The following is an 18,617-nucleotide window of genomic DNA, read 5'->3' as shown; positions in this document are numbered from 1 at the left end:
TCATCACTCTTCACCCTTCACTCATCACTCTTCACTCATCACTCTTCACTCATCACTCTTCACTCATCACTCATCACCCTTCACTAATAAACAATCGTCTTATGAAACTTCAACTCTACTTGAGCTAAAACCTGGGCAATATTTTTACCTGCATCTCCATTGCCATAGATATTTGTTGAAGCTGGTCTAGACTGCTTTTCAATTTGTTGCATGGCTTCGGTTATGGCTTCTGTGCTGTAATCTACATCAATTACATTTTCACCGCGTTGGCGGCGATTTTGTCGACTTCCAATATTAATGACAGGAACACCTAAGTAAGCGCACTCACGTATGCCTACCGAAGAATTACCGATTAGCCCCTTAGATTGATCCAGTAAGTTTAAGAAATCATTGCCTTGCATGTTTTTAAAGAAATGCACATGACTCAAATCATATTTTTCTCTAAAAGCTCGTATACCTGTAGAAGTACCATCGGAACCCGCATCTACATTGGGCCAAAACCACAACACAGGAACATCAACTTGTTGGCGAATAGCTTCTAAGGTCGTTTCTACATGTTTTCGCGAATTTTGGTATTCGTTAGTTACGGGATGCTGCATGACGACCCAATAGGATTGACTTAAATCGGGGTGCGCTCCTACACCACCATATTTTTCATAGGGATTAAAACTAAGCTTGTTTAAGCTTTGAACTTCTTTAGCTAAATCGATAGACGGACAGCCTGTATTAAAGACGGAATTGGCTTCTTCTCCTAATTGAAGTACACGTTCTTTGGCATCTTTTGATGCCACCAAATGATAATCGGCTAATTTGGTAATGCTATGGCGCACTTTCTCGTCGATGTTGCCGGTGACTTCGCCGCCTTGGATATGGGCTAAAGGAATATTCATATAGGAAGCCGCAATAGCCGTTGCCATGGTTTCAAAGCGATCGGCTACGGTAACCACAATGTCAGGTTGCAAGTTTTCAAACACACTAGACAACTCTAAAATACCAATGCCTGTGGTTTTGGCTGCAGCAGTGAGGTTTTCGCCTTCTAAGACGTTGAAAACTTTGGCATCAATTTTAAACCCATCCGCTTTAATGTAATTGACTGCTGTACCATAACGCTCTAACAAAGCAGAAGCCGCTACCACTAATTGCAATTCTAAATCAGGATGCTTTTGAATGGCTTTTAGCGCCGTTTTAATTCTGGAATAGGATGGTCGAGCGGTGACAACTACGCAGATTTTTCTCATAAAAGCATTATATTAAGTTATTTTGAATCAATAAAACTAACAAATATTTAACTCTATTCTATTTTTAGCTTTAAGAATTATTTCGTTCATACCGTTAGACCAAGACTCTAAACTATATTTGTTTTTTAAAATTTTTGGATGCTTTGGCTTTTCTCTCTCATAGGTTATCATAGCATTTAGCCACTCATCAGTATTATGTGGTTCGCTTATCAGCCAGCCATATTCGCCATGGTTTAAAACCTCTGGCACACCGCCAATGTTAGAGGCAATGCAAAAACAACCACAATGCAATGCCTCTACTAGAGTAAGACCAAAGCCTTCATGACATAATGTAGGAAATAGATAAACATCAGCATTTTGATAAACCTCTGGCAGTTGATCATTTGAAATTCTTCCTAAACATTTTACACCTTCTACTTGGTAGGTCTTATATGTTCCTACTATTTGTAATTCTGAATTGGGATAAAGTTTATGGAATTTTGACCAAGCTTCTAAAATGATATGAAGTCCTTTTTTGGGTCTGTCTTGGCTACACCAAATAAAGGTAGTTTTGTCGTTTTCATCTTTTTTAGCTATTTGCTTAAATTTATTTGTATCGATACCATTGTTTAATATTGAAACATATTTAGGCAAGAGTGTGTGTCGTTTCAAATTATCTTGGTATGCAATTTGCGTCAAAAAAATTATTTCATCACAACTGGCATTTATTTTTTTCATTAAATTTTCACTTTGGATTGAAAACCCATGAAATGAATATTGTATATAAACTTGTCCACGAAGAGAATGTTTAGTCAAAAAAACATTTAAAGCTAATACAAGTCCTATATTATCTACAATCTGAATTACAAATCGGTAATTTTTATATTTAGATATATACGCTTTAAGTCTTGAAAGAATATGATGAAAACGATTATATAGTAATTTGTTTTTTATTTTTTTAATCTTAGAATTTGTAAAGAACAGATAGTCAATATCAATATATTTTTCTTTTGACAGAGGTGGGCAAATAATTGCATCTATTTGATGTCTACCTTTAATCATATAATTATGATAAAGTGTAGTCCAACTGCCAATACCATGATAAGGTAACGGTAAGTGAGAGATTAAAATTACTTTGGACTTATTTTGCATTAATGATGTCTTCTATTTTCTTTATAAAAGTATCAATTTTAAAATGATTTATAATTGATATATTTTGGTGTAGCTCAACACCCCCTAGTTGTAAAACTGCATAGATAAGTTTAGGATTGTCTAAAGTAGCACTGAATTTTGATATCTCAATGTGAGGTTTTACTACACGGCAAGTTTCTGAATTTTGTGGACCAAAATGCATAATTGGTTTTTGATGAGCAATGTATTCTGGTACTTTACCTGGTAAAAATGGACTGATATCTGCGATGTGTTCAATAATCATTAAGGCTTTTGCTTTTCTTGAAATAGCATTAACCAAATCTAAAGGCTTTCGCTTATTAACAATAACTACATCTTTATCACTCTTTTGTATGTCATAATTCACATTGCCAATAAAAAGAAGTTTAAAATCATGGTCAAAATAGCCGTCTTTTTTTAATTTTTTAAATTGGGTAATGATATCTTTTACTGGTCTGTGCTTTAATAAAGTGCCAGCATGAAAGTAAAAATTTTCGTGTTTTAGGTTATGTAAGTTTAAAAACTTTTCAGCTTCCTTTTTTGCATCATCATCGATTTCAATGGTTGGTAGTAGGTGTGGTAATTCTAATATTTTATCATCACCAAATTCATAATATTTATCCATCCACTCGCCTAAAAGTTTAGAAGGAAAAGCAAGTTTATCTAATTTTAAAAATACGCGTTTTAATTTCTCCCTAATTTTTAAGGTGTTTTTATTTGTTTTAGTTTGGTATGGCTCAGGAAAAACATCTCCAGGATAAGGATCGTGTATAAAACCAACCGTCAATGCGTTGGTCTTGCATTGTGATAAAGCCTCTAAAGGTTCAAAAAAACCGCCACCACCAAAGGCGATGATAACATCATATTGATCAAGATTAATTTGTTTTAATTTAGATATAAATGCCTTGTAGCGTTTAAGTTGTGATATAGAAATTTTAAAATATTTACTGTAAACTTTTGCTTTTAAAGTTTTTTTCTGGCTTGAAGGAATTTTGTAATTTGTTATGAAGACTTTATTAGCTTGGTGTTTAAAGTCCCATACTGACATGGGTTCTGTTAATATATCTACTTGGGAATTTTCAGATAATTCTTTAAGAATTTTTGTTACCCTTATACTTGCTGAATATTTGTTTTTAATAATTTCAGAAGATATTATAAGTATTCTCATCTGCTTAGAATATAGTTGATTATTTTTTCAGATGCATCACCTTGCCCATAAGGATTATCTTGTTTATTCAATACTTTGGGATATTTCAAATAAAACGAAGCCCTTTCTATAATCTTATCGGCACTTGTACCTATTAGTTCTGCAAAACCTTCTTCTATGCCTTCCATACGTTCTGAAGTGGCCCGAGTAACCAACACCATTTTACCTAAACTTGGCGCTTCTTCTTGAATGCCACCTGAATCTGAAATGATTAAATCGCAGGCTTCCAACAAACCCAGCATGACAGGATATTCTACTGGTGGTACGAGATGAATATTGTCTAGTTGCTCAAGTTCTTTATGCACAACCTCTTTTACATTGGGATTTAGATGTACAGGATAAACTATTTCAACATCTGAGCGTTTGGCTAGCTGGGCTAAAGCCTTGCAGAGTTGAATGAATCCATCTCCAAAATTTTCTCGACGATGCCCTGTGACCAATATTAATTTTTTTTGAGAATCGAGTTGATCAAGTATTTTTTTTAGATTCTGCGAACCTCTATCTTTAGCAAGTTTTAAACCTACCTGTAAAGCGTCAACCACGGTATTTCCTGTAATTAATACTTCTTCTTTTTTTACACCTTCATTCATCAAGCAGTTGTAGGCTTTTTGTGTCGGTGCAAAGTGTGCATTGGCTATTCTACCAGTAAGCTGACGGTTGATTTCCTCTGGAAATGGCGAATATTTATTGTAGGTGCGCAAACCAGCCTCAACGTGACCGACTTTAATTCCTCTGTGAAAGGCGGCTAAAGCGACCATGCTAGAAGTTGTGGTATCGCCATGAACCAAAACCCAATCAGGTTGCTCTTTAACTAATACAGCATCCATTTTTTCAATAATTCTTGCAGAAAGCTGATTGAGCGATTGATTAGTTTGCATTAAATCTAAGTCAAAATCTGGCGTGATTTGAAAAAAGTCTAGAACTTGATCAAGCATCTCGCGATGCTGTGCTGTAACACAAACGCTGGTCTTGATAGTTTGATGACTCAAACAAGCTTTAACCACAGGTGCCATTTTAATGGCTTCAGGCCTTGTACCAAAACAGATGAGGATTTTCATAATTTAAAGTTCTGATAGGTTAGAATAAAATTGAGTACCCGATAATTTCTTTTCAAGCTCTTCAAAGTTGATGACTAAATCTTCAATACTTTCAGTGTTTTGTTTAGCTAAAGGTGTTTTAATTTTAAAGCTATCGATATCAAATTCTTTTCTAATTTCACCTATTGTTTTATTAGGGTTTTTAGTAAGTTGCTCATAAGTGATTTCAATTATTTTATGATTTGAATATTCTTGTCTAATATAATTTTCGTAATTCACAACTGATTGAATTTCGTCTAGAAAAGAATCAACATCTAATTTAATTTTTTTATCTTCTAATATTGCTTTTTCAAAATTAGGCTTAGAGGTATTAGCTGCCCATTTTTTTGTTTTGAAAGCAATTAACCTAGACAGTTCAGCTCTTACTTTATTGTCTCTTGTTAAATGAATAATTAATATGCTTTGATCTTTTTTAATTTGATTCCAAACAAATTTCGAATCTGAATCTACAGGATGCTGATAGAACAATTTAAAACCTACCCAACAAACCAGTGAACTATATTTTCTATATATATCAGTCCATATTCTTTTTTCGTCCTTATCACCTATTCTGCCGAACAATTCTCCTCTTGCTATTATTTGAGAGGAATTGTTTAAATAACTGTTTAACAAGTTACTTCCTGTTCTAGATCGTGCAATAATTACAAACTTTCTGTACCTTCTAGAGCCAAAATATTTGTAATATCGGTTTAAGATTTTATTAATTAATGCCATTTATAATTTTTTAAAGTAATTGATGTAAGCCCTTCTTGCCAAATAAAAGCCCTTTTTTATTTGACCTATTTTACTCTTTGGCTCTTCAAAACTTCTCCTAACATTAGTTTTCCATTCATCAGTTAGCCAAGATTTAAAAAACTCAGGTTTTGCTCCATTGCTATACCATAGTTTAGCCTCGTCTACAAGCTTTGGATTGTGTATATGAAATGCTGGAAAATGCGTATCGATATACACTTTTTCGTTTAAAGCCTGAACTCTAGTGCAGAAGTGACGATCTTCTCCAGGGAATCGCATATTAGATAATCTATTAAAATTTAAGCCACGCTCTAAAAGCTCTCGACTCACTAAAGTACACGCGCCACCGGCACCTACTTCATAAACGTTTGGCTCTTTGAGTTTAATAATACTTTCGGGAGTATCATACACCCAAGAATGGTAATCCCAAGCATTGGGTTTATAATAATGTGCATTTGTAAACATAGTCCAAAAAATCTCAAAAATAAAATGTTTCTGAGCGTTTACTAGGCTTATTAAGGTGTTTGGGTTTAAGACTAAATCTGCATCTACTAAAAAAATATAGTCATAATTATTTTTTAAGGCATATTCTAAAGCTTTGTTCTTAATAGCACTGATACGATCTATTAAACTGATATTCCAATTATGTTTCTGGTATGCAGAATTTTCATCAAAAATATTGGGTAACAAACTGACATTATCATGTTGTGAGATGAAGTTATCTGTATATTGTTTTGAATCCTCAATATTATTATCATTATACAAAAGTATATCATAAGTAAAACCTTGGCATTTCAAATTTAGGTAAGAAGGAAGCGAAACTTCTAAAACCGCTTTAGGTTTACATAATGGTGAGAATAGGAGAATTTTTTTCATTATAATTTAATTTAACCAATAGGCTTTTAGAGAATAAAAATTACACCTTACACCTATCCAATCTAATTTTAGTAAAGCTTTAAATAAATTTTTCACATCTTTCTTAAGCCTGTAAGAAGGACTAAATAGCTTATAGTGCTTTGGAGAAATTTGATATAACTCTTTCCTAGTTTTACCAACCGCATAAAACATTTTATAGATGTAAGTAGTCTTTAAGCGCTCTTTAGGAATAAAATGATAGAAAGTGTTATCACACAACTGTCTTATTTTATAACCTTTATTAATTACATTGTAGCATATTTCACTATCTCCGCCTGAGGCAAGGCTGTCTCCTTTTCTGTCAGACATATTAAAATTAATACCACTAAGTAACTCTTTTTTTAGCAGCATTCCTGCACCATAAACATTTGATACTTCACCATCATTTCTGCATCCTATCGCATATAAAGATTTGTATTTATCGAACCATTTTGGTGGGTCAATTTCACATTTTTCTACTCCGTTTCCACCCACAATCCCAAAGTCAGGATTATCTTTCAGGAAATCATAAGCTTTTTGAAGGTAACTTTCATTCAACCAATTGTCATCATCACAGAATAGAATTAAATCATATTTAGCTGTATTTGCACCTCTTGATCTAGCATAATTCAAACCTGGCTTACTTTCTTTAACAATGCTCGTACGCTCAGTAAGTTGATGCATTTGTTGTATACAGTTGTTAACTGTTTGTACCGTTTTATCTGAACAATTATTATCAACAATAATCAACTCCCAAGGAAAATTAGTTTGCTGTAAGTTAAGGTGCTCAAGCGTTGGTTTAATTCTTTGTTCTGAATTATAGCAACATATAATGACTGAAATCCCGTTCATTATTTTAAATTCTCTTTGGTTAATTTCATAAATGTAGTATCAAACTTGATTTTTTCTTTGTAAGGTTGATAAAGAAAACTGCTTATTTTTCTAAAGATAAAATATTGTCTAGCTAATTCTAAAATAAATGATTTTATAGGAAATAAAGATTTTAAGGTAAATGTATACTTTAAAGCACTTAGTAGTGAAAAGTTATAGTAGCCATTTTGAATTGGCAGCCTTATTAATACCCTTGCGATGAGATTCTTAATTTCAGAAGAGAAAGTAACTATTAAAGCTTTACTTTTTATGAGTGAAATAACATCGTCAATACTTTTTTTAAGATTTATGAAAAATTGTTTATCCTTTGCCTTAGTTGAAATTTTATCGCTACTATCAATGCGATAAAAGGTATCAATATCACAAGATTTAAAATGAAGACTTGGTTTTTCTAAGAGCATTTTAATATGGAATTCCCAGTCTTGCCAAGATTTCAAATGTTCATTCCATAGATCCTTTTTTTTATCGAAAAACGTTTTTTTCCAAACTATTGCTATCGGTGGCCATAGCATATTTTGTTTCAGAAAATCATTTACTAAGTTATTTAATTGTAATTGATCTTTATTATCAGGTAGAATATTCCACAAAATTGAACCATCTCCAGAAATTTTATTAAAAGTTTGACTCAGGGAAACAATAGCATCAAAATTCCCGTTTAAAAACTCAAGTTCTTTATTTGATAAAAAATATGGAGAAAATAAATCATCGCTATCCAACCAATTCACATACTCTCCGGAGCTCATCTTAAACCCATAATTCCGGGCGCCGTTGCCACCTGGCAAGTGTTCTTCAGGTCGGTGGTAATATTTAAAGCGTGAGTCTTTATCGCAATACTTTTGCATTACGGCATCTGTATCATCAGTACTGCCATCATCAACCACAATACATTCCCAGTTTTGGTAGGTTTGGGCTAACACAGAATCCAGCGTCTCGCCAATGAGATGCGCGCGATTATAAGTCGGAATAATAATTGAGACCAGTGGTTGTTCTCGCATGTGTATGGTTTGGTTAGTTAACGCAATATTACAAAAAATTCGGTTAATAGTTATCGGTTGTCGGTTTTCAGTTTTCTGTCTTCAGTTTTCTGTCTTCAGTTGTCAGTCTTCTGTTATCAGTAACCAGTGAAGCGTGAATCGTGATTTGTGAATTGTGTAATAGTGCAATCGTATAGTGGTGTAGTTGTAAAATCGGTTTTCTGTTTTTTGTCTTCTGTTTTCAGTGAGCCGTGAATCGTGACTGGTTGACTAGTTGACTAGTGCTGAAAAGGTGTTGACTGTTTTCAGTTTTCAGTTTTCAGTGATTTGTGAATAGTGAATCGTGATTTGTGTAATAGTGTAATCGTATAGTGGTGTAGTAGTAAAATCGGTTTTCTGTTTTCAGTTTTCTGTTATCGGTTGTCAGTGATTAGTGATTTGTGAATCGTTTTATGAGCTCTAGGCTTTAGGTAATAGGCTGTAGGCCTTTTTTCGCTCAAAGCTTAGGGCTTAGTAATCTGTTGTCTGCTGTCAGTTCGAGTGGTTTTTCTTGAAACCTTGTGGAAAGAAAAAGTGTATCGAGAACCTGTTTTCTGTGATTCGTGATTCGTTTTATCAGCTCTAGGCTTTAAGCAATAGGCTCTAGGCCTTTTTTTGCTCAAAGCTTACGGCTTATAGCTGTTTTGTATTGTCAGTGATTTGTGAATGGTGAATCGTGATTAGTTATTAGTGAATTGTGTAATAGTGTAATCGTATAATGGTGTAGTAGTAAAATCGGTTTTCTATTTTCTATTTTCTATTTTCTGTTTTCAGTTTTCTGTTATCGGTTATAATCGGTGGCTGAGTGTTCCGACATTTTCGTCGGAATGTATCGAAGCCTCGGTTGTCAGTTTTCTATTGTTGGCGATAATGTAATAATCACGTTTTCAATAAAAATATTATCTTTGGTATAAAAATGACCATAACAGATAAACATATAATCGATACTTATTCGAAACTATTTGAAGGATTAAATCCATTAACTAAGATCGAACTCATTGAAAAACTAACAAAGTCCTTAAAAAAAGAAAAAAAATCAAAAGAATCTGAGTTTCTTAAATCATTTGGAGCTTTTGATAATGACAAAACTGCTGATGAATTGATAAAAGAAATACGCGACAGTAGAAAGTTTAGAGATAAGGATTTAAGTTTTTAACATGCAGTATTTACTAGATACAAATATCTGTGTTTTCTTTTTACGTGGATTATTAGATTACAATATTATAATACAAGACAAAGGACTAGAAAATTGTTACATTTCTGAAATTACAGTTTTTGAATTAAGGTTTGGTGCAGAAAATAGCAAAAACTCAAAAAAATCTCACAAAGCAGTTGATAGATTTGTTCAAGGTCTATCAATAATTCCAATTTATGGCTGTACAGAGAGATATGCTAAAGAAAAAGTAAGATTGAGAAAAAACGGAACACCAATGCACGATGAGTTTGATCTATTGATTGGTGTGTCTGCAATTGTAAATAAATTAACTTTAGTTACGGATAATACAAAAGATTTTAAAAATTTAAACGAATTGAAAGTCGAAAATTGGTATTCTAGATAAAATCACATCTCGACTCCGCTCGATGTTAAACATAGATTTTAGTCTGTTATCAGTAACCAGTGAATCGTGAATCGTGAATGGTGTAGTTGGCTTTAAGCACTTTTTGCTTACGGCTTATAGCTTATAGCCTTTTTAAGTATACGCATATTCGCTTAAAGTAGTTCAAAACCTAACCCTAAACAGCCTATTGAGACAATAATGCGTTAAAAAAACTATTCTAAAGCTAATTGAGAGGTTTAAAACAACAGCCTAAAACATATTAACATACTGATAATCAATAACTAGATAAATAACTGAGTAAACTCTTCTATTTGGCGTTAAAACTCGTTAATCTCGCTCTAAGTCGCCTTAAGTCTTTCTGTAATTTAGCCTTGAATTTAAAAAACACGAAAAATGACTTAGCATTACACCACTATCTTGAGCAAGTTTATAAAGGCATGGGCTTCCTTTATAATTTGGTTAAATAAGCTAACCCGCTCACCGAAAAACATGAAGCCTTTAATTTAATTTTTAAGTATTGTATTATGAATAATTTATTACCAATATTAAAAGTTCAAGCGAAGAAAAACCCAAGAGATTTAGAAGCGCCTGAACGCTATTACCTACAAGCCGTAAAAAACGGTAATACCAACCTTGAACGCTTAGCGTATCTTATTTCAAATCAGTCTACTGTTCGTGAGCCTGATTGCCTTGCTGTTTTACATGCCTTTGTACATAACATGTTAGATGAGCTTTCACAAGGCCGCGTGGTACAACTGGGCATTTTAGGAAACTTTCAAATCGGCGTAAATTCTGAAGGTAGCGATTTACCTGAAGATGTAAACCGAAGTAATTTGAAGCGCGTGAAGTTAAATTACCGCCCTGGATCAAGAATTCAAAAGCAAATCAATCAACTTGATTTTCAGATTAAGGCTTACGAGGCTGAATAAACTTCAATTAATTTTACTTTCAAAAGCCGATGCTCTGCATCGGCTTTTTTGGTGTAAAAGTACTTCAACTTGTCCTTAAAAGCTCTTGTACTTCTTCATCGAAGCTCTTCAACTTGGTCAAAAAAGCTGTTGTGCTTAAAAAATAAGCTCTTATGCTTTCCTAATTTCTTTCAAAAGGCTTGATTTTAATAAATTCTTTATGGTTATTTTTCAAATAACAGCCTTATTTCTGGTCTCTTTTTTCTGGGTTTTTACCAACTAAATGACTTCAAATTAAAAAAATCCATCTTTTTACCACGTTTTCTCATACACTATTTTAGTATATTTAGGCTTTTAATTAAGGCTGATTATGATAATACCTTACAACCAAAATCCTTTTGAAGAAACTTTAAGTTTTCGACTAGAAGACTACAAAAGAAACCGCTTAAGCATCGCACAACAGTTCGTGAAGAATTTAATTGCGTATTGTTTTTATATTGATGAGATAGACACGTATTACGATTATGAAGAGACCGATTCTATTGATAATCAATATGACTATTTAAACTATTTTTATGAAGGGAAATTCATGGCTAAGCTTTTTAACGATGCTATTGCTTCTCCTATAACGGCTTTTGCAGAACATGAAATCTTTGCTCTAGATACTATACTTACCGATGCGCAATCAGACTACTACAACTTTTTAACTAGTCGTACAAGCCTAATGCATATTACAGACCAACTTATAAACAAACCTGATATAAATAGCGAAGGTTTTGAATATTATCTTTATGAGAATCGTTTAAAACGCAATGAAATAGATGATGAAGAGATAAAAGTTCTATTTGACCGTTTTTTAAAAATATTGAAAAGTATGATTATTGAAAATTTACTCAATCACTTTTCATTAGAAAATTTAGATTTAGATCTTAATAGATATAAGCCTTTATTTAGAGATTTTAAATATCACCTCAATCCTAAACTATTAAATGAAAGTGAGTTAATCGAATTTCAAAATGCCTGTTTACGCTGGTATGACCAACTTATACAGCATTTTGTGTTTAAATATCAACTTGAAGATTGCGAAGATCATCTACAAATTTTAAGAAAATCTTTTGTAGCTCTTCTAATTATTAAGCCGGAAACAAATACTAAAGATGAGGATATTAAGTTTCCTGAACAAATTTTTAAAACAGCAAAGGCTTACTTGCTATTTAAGACTTATGCAGAAATACATAAAACTAAAATTTGCATCAGCTATCTCTACCGCCGCATGTATGAAAAAGACAAACTAATTTTGGTTAAAGATACGCTTTTTCGAGAATGGTTTAACCGTCAAGATTATCTCATTAAACTACTTTCTGTAACAGAAACTTACGATAAAGCTCATACCGCAGAGCGCCAAGCCCATGTTGATTTACTCTATAAAGCGATGGATTTAGATGGTGATTCGTGATTCGTTTTATCAGCTCTAGGCTTTAGGCATTTTTTTACTTATAGCTTACGGCTTACAGCTTATAGCGTATAGCAGTAACCTGTTTTAAGTGATTTATGTAATAGTGTAGTCAAATTTCGATTATTGGGTCCTAGAAACAGAAAATATATCTTAACTAAAATTTTAAATCGAAATTTCATTATATTTGATTAAAAGTCGAATAATGGATTTGGAAACAAGAAAAATAGAATTTGTACAAGAATTTTTAAAAATTCAGAGTGAAGAAGCTATAGAACGTCTTGAAAAACTCTTAAAGAAAGAGAAGAAAAATACGCTTCATGATTCAATGAGCATAGAAGATTTAAATGAGCGTATAGAAAAATCTGAATCTGACTTTAAAAATAAGAGATTCAAAACAACTTCAGACTTATTAGCTAAATATGAGTAAATGAAATTAAAGGTAATTTGGTCTAATTTTGCCGAAAGCCAACTTGATGTTATTTTTGAATACTATAGAGAAAAAGCAAGCTTAAAAATTGCAACTCAACTTGTTCGTGAAATTATTTTAGAATCTGAATATTTAAAAAACTCTCCTTTTATCGGACAAAAAGAAATCCGGTTACAAAATCGAAAAATTGAATATAGATATTTGGTTTATAAAAATTATAAATTGATCTATTCAATAAATGAAAAAGAAGGCTTTATCAGAATTGCTGATGTATTTGACACTCGACAATATCCAGCAAAAATAAATCGTAAGAAATAAGCTAGTTACCAATATCGCATAATAAAAAACAGTATTCACTTTTTAGTGAACAGTGATTCTTATTATCAGCTCTAGGCTTTAAGCGATAGGCTTTAGGCGTTTTTGTGTAGTGGTATAGTGGTGTAGTAGTAAAATCGGTTTTCGGTTTTCGGTTTTCTGTTTTCTGTTATCAGTGATTCGTGATTTGTGAATCGTGATTAGTTATTCGTGACTGGTGATTCGTGACTGGTTGACCAATTGTCCGGGACTGAAAAGGTGTTATCGGTTGTCGGTTCTCATTTTTTGTTTAGCGTTGTTAGTTTTTCGTCCAGTGTAACTCTAACATCTCAATTTACCGTAGACCTCCAAACGACCTACTGAAAAATCAGCGTAAAATTTGACGTGATGGGGTCGTAAAATTTCAGACTGTTTGAGTTCCATTTGTAAAATGGAATGAGTTTCTGAAATTTAGAGACCGAACTAAAAATTTAGCTTAGTTTTCATAAGCCTAGTCCCGATGCTTAGGGATTTGTTTCTCCCGAAACTTCGGGATTTCATCAATGGAAAAAATGAAAGGATGTTCATAGTCTGTTATCAGTTATCAGTTGTCAGTGATTCGTGAATCGTTTCTTAGCTTTAAGCAATAAGCTTTAGGCGCTTTTGCATACGGCTTACAGCTTATATCAGTTACCTATTGTCAGTTCGAGTGGTTTTTCTTGGAACCTTGTGGAAAGAAAAAATGTATCGAGAACCTGTTTTCAGTTGTCAGTGATTTGTGATTCGTGATGCGTGACTGGTTGACCAGTTGAACGGGAATGAAAAGGTGTTATCAGTTGTTAGTTGTCAGTTTTCTGTTATCAGTTGTCAGTGATTTGTGATTTGTGAATCGTTTTATGAGCCCTAGGCTTTAAGCAAAAGGCTCTAGGCATTTTTTTGCTTATAGCTTTCGGCTTATAGCTTTGTTGTCAGTGAGTCGCTAAAAAGTCTTTTCTCGACTTTCAATTAAAGACTATGGACTATAGACTAAAAATTATAGACAATCAATTAAATACTACTACCATGCTTTTTATACAAATCTAAATACTTTTGTGTGGTGTATTTAAAATCGTATTGACTTGCATGATTTATTGCAGCGCTTGACATTTGATGGTAAAAGTCTTTATGCTCAATTAGTCGTTTTATTTTTTGTACTAATGCATGATGATTACGGTCTTCTACTGCAAAGCCTGTTTTTCCTTCAATTATCGTATCAGGAAAACCGCCAGATTTAAAACCTATAACGGGTAATCCAGCTGCTTGGGCTTCTAATGATACTAGTCCAAAGGCTTCTCTCCTACCAGTGGCATTATCATAAGTAGATGGCATCATAAATACATCTGAGTCTTGTAAATATGAAATAATTTCATCTTGTGATTTTGCTCCTTCAAAATTTATGTATTGAAATAAGTTAAGTTTGTTAACCTCTTCTTCTAAAACATTTCTGTAATTACCGTCTCCTATCATTGTATATTTCACCTTATAACCCTGATTAACAATATCTCTAACTGCTCTTATTACATAAATTTGCCCCTTAAGTTGAACTAAACGCCCAACTGTTAAAAGCTGAATAGTTTTATGATTGTTAAGCTGTTTGGCACTTCCTTTAAATTTATTAAAATTAATACCTATGGGAATTACTTCAATTTTACTTGGCTCGACTCCCAAATTAACTACTTGCTGTTTTAAGTAGTTTGAATTTGTGGTTACGGCAACAACATTAGAGCGGTAAAAATCTCCATATATACGCTGAAAGTCTTCTTTATCATTTAAAAAAGCATCATAGCCATGATAGGTCACGATACACTTGGGATTGATAAATCTAATTTTTTTTAGGTCTAAAAGCGTAGATAAAGCATTATTAAAATGTACATGAATTAAATTACTTTTTAGTGCTTTGTATTGGTATAAGCTAATAAGCGGACTAAAATTTTTTTTTCGCTTAAGTTTATAATAGGGTATAATTGCCAACAAAACTCTGAGGTTAAGTAGCATTTTGGCAGCTTGTAAAATTTTTTTGCAATAAGATTGGCTTAATGCTATAGGTTTTATTACATCTGCTTCTATCTTGTTTTTGTGTAATAAAGTAGCCTGAGATGAATTTTCTAAACCCAAATACTTATCAGTATAAATCTTAATACTAAAACCTTTTTGCTTGGCATATACCAAATTAGAAACAATAAAGGTCTCTGAAATTTGTGGAAAAACTTTGAGTTTGAAGTAAATCAAAATTTAGATTTTATGGTTTTTAAGAACAATTTCAAATCTTGTTTTAAATAGGATGTATCGCCTGTAATTTGGTAGCAATGTAAAGCTTCTTTTATAAAACTTAATGGTTTTTTACTAGCCAATAATTGCCTTAAATAAGGCCTTAAAAATTTTCTATACTTTAATTTTAAGTAAGGATTATCTTTATTTAATAGATATATATCTTCATAAACTTCTGCGCCTTTTTTAATTTGATTTCTTTTGCTAATAGACGTATAAACACCTTTACCTGTTATCCTGTACATGGCACAAAAGTCTTTTAAGCAAGCACCTTTTCCATGTTTTAACAATTCAGTATATAGATGCACATCCCTAGGCATTTTATAGTCATGAAAACTTTTTAAAACATCTGGATTTTTTTTAAAAACGACACTTTGAGTACCAATATGCCAACCTTTATAAAATTTTTCAAAATTAAAATCTATATATTGTTCATGACCTACAAAATAATGACCATTATTATCTTTTTCAATTAAACCAGAAACTTCATTTTTTGTTTGAAAGCGCGTAAAACACATGCTATAGGCTTCATTTGCTTCCAAAAAATCCACCTGCTTTTGCAATTTCAAGGAATCTGTCCAGTAGTCGTCGCCTTCAAGTAATGCTATATATTTTCCTTTGGCTCTTGGATAATTAAAACGTGGATTCATCCCACCACCGAATTTACTTCTTTGATTTTTAACTTGAAGTTTTAATTTGAATAAACCTGGATATTTATTGTGGTAAGATTTTAAAATAGATTGTGTATTATCTGTAGACGCATCATCATGAATCAATACTTCTATAGGAAAATCAACTTGCTGCATCAAAATGCTATCTATAGACTCTCGAATAAAATTTTCATGGTTATAAGTAAGCATACATATGCTTACTAAAGGCTTATTGGTTGAATCGTTCTGGTTAAAATCTGCTATTCTCTTCTTATTTGTTTTCATTTTGAGTGCTGGTAAAATCTTTTCTTTGCGCTCATATTATCAATGACGCCCTTTACTGGATTATATTTAAGTTGGGCTAATTCATATTGGTGATATGCTTCAATTTCTCGACTATCAATAGATTTTAATTGATCCCACGAATTCTCAGGATTATACCCCAACTGCTTCATTTCAAAGAAAGCGATTTTCTCTATATATTGAATTTCTTTGATAGATAGCTGAGATTTAAATTTATTAAAATTATTTTTCATGACGGGTTTTGAAAGGTTTTCCCAAGCCTTCTGTTGTTTAGCGTTTTTACTTGTTAAATCATCACTCCCCATATCAAGCATACCAATTTCAAAATTAAGGTCAAATAATTTTAATACATTCTCTAAAGTATTTTTGGTATCACTAACTAAGTCTTCGTAAGTGATAGAAATAATTTGATGATTGATATCTTCTAACATTTTAATCTTTAGGTATTGTTGTTGATCATTTTTCCATTGTCTAGCAGCTGCAATGATACCTCCATAATGAGTTTGATTTTTTTTCCAAGATAAAGCCATATCCCTAACATCCCTTACTTGATATATAAAATTAGCTTCAGGGAAAAAATGCTTTATATATGCATAAAATTCGAATGTTTTAATTTCTTTTATGAAACAGTTTTGTTTGAAATTTGCTCTTGTCTCTTTTGAAAAAAAATATAAGATTAACCGATCTAAATCGCCGACATTTATTTCTCTAAGTAATTCTTGCTTTGTAAAATCAGATTTCCATATAGAAAAACTTACTTTAAACAGGTTTAAAATATCATCAATTAACTTTGACCAATTATCATTTAGATTAAAGGGTTGGTATCTAAAAGCATTTCTTACCACAGGGTTTATGAGATGTTTTGTTGATGGACCACAGATCTTAGAATGATTGTTAAGCAGTTTTGTAATGAAATTACTACCACTTCTTTCACTACATAATAAAAAAGTTAGGTTTTGATTTTTTAAATACTCCATTTAAATGATTGATTAAGTTTATTAAAATCTTCATCAGCATTAATACCATCTTCTATGAATTTAGGTAATGTTTTTTTCCAATCCAAATCGTCTTTTTTTTGTTTAAAAACATGGTAAGCATCTGTTGAAGTAGATGAAGTTGATTGCTCAATAAAGCTTTCTGTCTGTCTTGTATATTCTAAATCGCAGAACTTAAATAGCTGCTTAATTTCGTTTTGTGTTTCAGTGATTAAATTTTTATAATTAACCAAATAAAATTGTTCTGGATACTGTTTTTTTAAGTCTAGGAATAAAAACGTGGCTTCTTTCCACTTGTTATACCCAAAATAATGGGTTGATTTTCCTTCATTTTTTTTATTTGCATTTAACCATTCTTCTTTTACATTCCAACTCGGATCAAACTCTTTAGGGATTTTAAGCCAGGAATTAATTACTGCAAAAGGTGAGCGAACTAAGCCAATTATTTTGGTATCTGATACTTTTAGAAGATTGGGTAAAATATTTAGGTAATGTGTTTCTTTAAATAAAAGTGTTTCGGGCATATTTTTTTTGAAATGAAACTCTCTCTTTTGGCCACTTATACTAAGTTTTCCATTTACAAAAGCATCTTTGGTTGCTAATAATTGATTATAAAAATTGTCAATTTCACTAAGGTTAGAATGCTCATCTAAACAATATGAAAATGAATAGGCAAAATTGGGTTGGAATTTATAAAGAACTTCAGGAGAACTATTCATTATTTCTCCTAGCCAACTTGAACCTGAGCGTGGTACAGAAAAAAGGCCTATTTTATTCATTTTATTGAAGTTGAAAATCCTGCATTAATCTTTTTATTTCGCTAGGTTTATTAAACATCAACAAATCAATTATTGATAAACCTGAAACAAATTTGTTATTTTTTTGATCATATTCTTTCAAAGTAGGTGAAAGAAATTTGAGATTAATCTCATTTTTTTTAAAATCTTCTTTACTGTAAAGTTCAATCCCTCCAATTGCATTAACATAATATTTAGCGTTCAATTTTTTAACAATTGCTTGCAATCTCTCCTCTTTTTTTAAGCCTTTAGAAGAGCTAAAAGATTCAGAAGATTTATATAATATTTTATCAATGGATAAATAGTCTAAAACAGCAGTAATACTTTTTATAGCTAAACTTGCAATCGAATCATATTTATCAATCAAAATTTCATTGATAAAAGGAAAAACTTGATCAAAATATGGTGCTTTGCAGTAAGCGTGATAAATGGTATTTTTTGTCTTAATGAATTGTTTTGATCTAGTATCAACACCAACTTCATTAATTAATTTATTTTGACTAACTTTAACACAAGGAAATGTAATTAACTTTTCAGAATTATTAATTAGTATTTTATTTCTATTTATCCAGCCTCTTTTTATAAAATTCACATCATCATAAAACACAAACACGTCAACTGCCTGAATTAACTGAAAATAGCCAATATACGGAAAAATATAAGGCTGCATTACGGCAATTGCTTTGTGTTGTTGTTGCAT

General features: G+C 31.9%; 19 protein-coding genes. 6 read left to right on the top strand and 13 right to left on the bottom strand.

The window, feature by feature from the left end:
• Nucleotides 1-83: 83 nt before the first annotated feature.
• From neuC to IMZ30_RS08010, 8 genes are read right to left on the bottom strand one after another with little or no spacing between them, the layout of a single operon-like run.
• A complete protein-coding gene (neuC, locus tag IMZ30_RS08045; protein ID WP_207037805.1) occupies nt 84-1,238 on the bottom strand; it encodes a UDP-N-acetylglucosamine 2-epimerase in 1,155 nt (384 codons plus the stop codon).
• Between the two features lie 36 nt (nt 1,239-1,274).
• Nucleotides 1,275-2,369 (bottom strand): glycosyltransferase family 4 protein, encoded by a 1,095-nt coding sequence (locus IMZ30_RS08040; RefSeq protein ID WP_207037804.1) that lies wholly within the window; start codon nt 2,367-2,369, stop codon nt 1,275-1,277.
• Nucleotides 2,359-3,555 (bottom strand): hypothetical protein, encoded by a 1,197-nt coding sequence (locus tag IMZ30_RS08035; protein WP_207037803.1) that lies wholly within the window; start codon nt 3,553-3,555, stop codon nt 2,359-2,361. The genes IMZ30_RS08040 and IMZ30_RS08035 overlap by 11 nt, the downstream gene beginning before the upstream one ends.
• Nucleotides 3,552-4,652 carry a non-hydrolyzing UDP-N-acetylglucosamine 2-epimerase gene (gene wecB, locus IMZ30_RS08030; RefSeq protein ID WP_317194385.1) on the bottom strand — a complete coding sequence of 367 codons (1,101 nt, stop codon included), beginning with the start codon at nt 4,650-4,652 and terminating at the stop codon, nt 3,552-3,554. The genes IMZ30_RS08035 and wecB overlap by 4 nt, the downstream gene beginning before the upstream one ends.
• 3 nt (nt 4,653-4,655) lie before the next feature.
• Nucleotides 4,656-5,405: a Stf0 family sulfotransferase gene (locus IMZ30_RS08025; RefSeq protein ID WP_207037802.1), complete on the bottom strand. Its 750-nt coding sequence runs from the start codon at nt 5,403-5,405 to the stop codon at nt 4,656-4,658.
• Nucleotides 5,406-6,299 carry a glycosyltransferase gene (locus IMZ30_RS08020; protein WP_207037801.1) on the bottom strand — a complete coding sequence of 298 codons (894 nt, stop codon included), beginning with the start codon at nt 6,297-6,299 and terminating at the stop codon, nt 5,406-5,408. It lies immediately after the preceding gene.
• 6 nt (nt 6,300-6,305) lie between these two features.
• Nucleotides 6,306-7,169 (bottom strand): glycosyltransferase, encoded by an 864-nt coding sequence (locus tag IMZ30_RS08015; protein ID WP_207037800.1) that lies wholly within the window; start codon nt 7,167-7,169, stop codon nt 6,306-6,308.
• Nucleotides 7,169-8,203, bottom strand: coding sequence for a glycosyltransferase family 2 protein (locus tag IMZ30_RS08010; protein ID WP_207037799.1), 1,035 nt, complete (start codon nt 8,201-8,203; stop codon nt 7,169-7,171). The genes IMZ30_RS08015 and IMZ30_RS08010 overlap by 1 nt, the downstream gene beginning before the upstream one ends.
• A gap of 934 nt (nt 8,204-9,137) precedes the next feature.
• Between IMZ30_RS08010 and IMZ30_RS08005 the strand changes: the two genes are divergently transcribed.
• The 6 genes from IMZ30_RS08005 (at nt 9,138) to IMZ30_RS07980 (ending at nt 12,889) form a co-directional block, all read left to right on the top strand.
• Nucleotides 9,138-9,377, top strand: a complete 240-nt coding sequence (locus tag IMZ30_RS08005) for a hypothetical protein (RefSeq protein ID WP_207037798.1) — start codon at nt 9,138-9,140, stop codon at nt 9,375-9,377.
• 1 nt (nt 9,378) lies between these two features.
• Entirely contained in the window at nt 9,379-9,780 is a 402-nt protein-coding gene (locus tag IMZ30_RS08000; protein ID WP_207037797.1) for a PIN domain-containing protein, read from the top strand.
• A 524-nt stretch (nt 9,781-10,304) separates the two neighbouring features.
• A complete protein-coding gene (locus tag IMZ30_RS07995; RefSeq protein ID WP_207037796.1) occupies nt 10,305-10,709 on the top strand; it encodes a DNA-binding protein in 405 nt (134 codons plus the stop codon).
• A 349-nt stretch (nt 10,710-11,058) separates the two neighbouring features.
• The gene (locus tag IMZ30_RS07990; RefSeq protein WP_207037795.1) at nt 11,059-12,144 is read left to right on the top strand and encodes a hypothetical protein; all 1,086 of its coding nucleotides are present in this window, start codon (nt 11,059-11,061) and stop codon (nt 12,142-12,144) included.
• Nucleotides 12,145-12,346: 202 nt separating this feature from the next.
• On the top strand, nt 12,347-12,571 hold the full coding sequence (locus IMZ30_RS07985) for a hypothetical protein (protein ID WP_207037794.1): 225 nt from the start codon (nt 12,347-12,349) through the stop codon (nt 12,569-12,571).
• Entirely contained in the window at nt 12,572-12,889 is a 318-nt protein-coding gene (locus IMZ30_RS07980) for a type II toxin-antitoxin system RelE/ParE family toxin (protein WP_207037793.1), read from the top strand.
• Between the two features lie 1,023 nt (nt 12,890-13,912).
• Here IMZ30_RS07980 and IMZ30_RS07975 read toward each other — a convergent pair.
• From IMZ30_RS07975 to IMZ30_RS07955, 5 genes are read right to left on the bottom strand one after another with little or no spacing between them, the layout of a single operon-like run.
• A complete protein-coding gene (locus IMZ30_RS07975) occupies nt 13,913-15,133 on the bottom strand; it encodes a glycosyltransferase family 4 protein (RefSeq protein ID WP_207037792.1) in 1,221 nt (406 codons plus the stop codon).
• Nucleotides 15,130-16,107, bottom strand: a complete 978-nt coding sequence (locus tag IMZ30_RS07970; RefSeq protein WP_207037791.1) for a glycosyltransferase family 2 protein — start codon at nt 16,105-16,107, stop codon at nt 15,130-15,132. The genes IMZ30_RS07975 and IMZ30_RS07970 overlap by 4 nt, the downstream gene beginning before the upstream one ends.
• A complete protein-coding gene (locus IMZ30_RS07965; protein WP_207037790.1) occupies nt 16,104-17,102 on the bottom strand; it encodes a sulfotransferase in 999 nt (332 codons plus the stop codon). The genes IMZ30_RS07970 and IMZ30_RS07965 overlap by 4 nt, the downstream gene beginning before the upstream one ends.
• Nucleotides 17,090-17,899: a sulfotransferase domain-containing protein gene (locus tag IMZ30_RS07960; RefSeq protein ID WP_207037789.1), complete on the bottom strand. Its 810-nt coding sequence runs from the start codon at nt 17,897-17,899 to the stop codon at nt 17,090-17,092. Before IMZ30_RS07960 ends, IMZ30_RS07965 begins: the two co-directional genes overlap by 13 nt.
• Nucleotide 17,900: 1 nt before the next feature.
• Nucleotides 17,901-18,617: a WbqC family protein gene (locus tag IMZ30_RS07955; RefSeq protein ID WP_207037788.1), complete on the bottom strand. Its 717-nt coding sequence runs from the start codon at nt 18,615-18,617 to the stop codon at nt 17,901-17,903.

This window comes from Psychroflexus sp. ALD_RP9 (assembly GCF_017311165.1).
Taxonomy (GTDB): domain Bacteria; phylum Bacteroidota; class Bacteroidia; order Flavobacteriales; family Flavobacteriaceae; genus Psychroflexus.
Note: the sequence above shows the minus strand (reverse complement) of the source record. Positions and strands in the feature narration are given on the sequence as shown.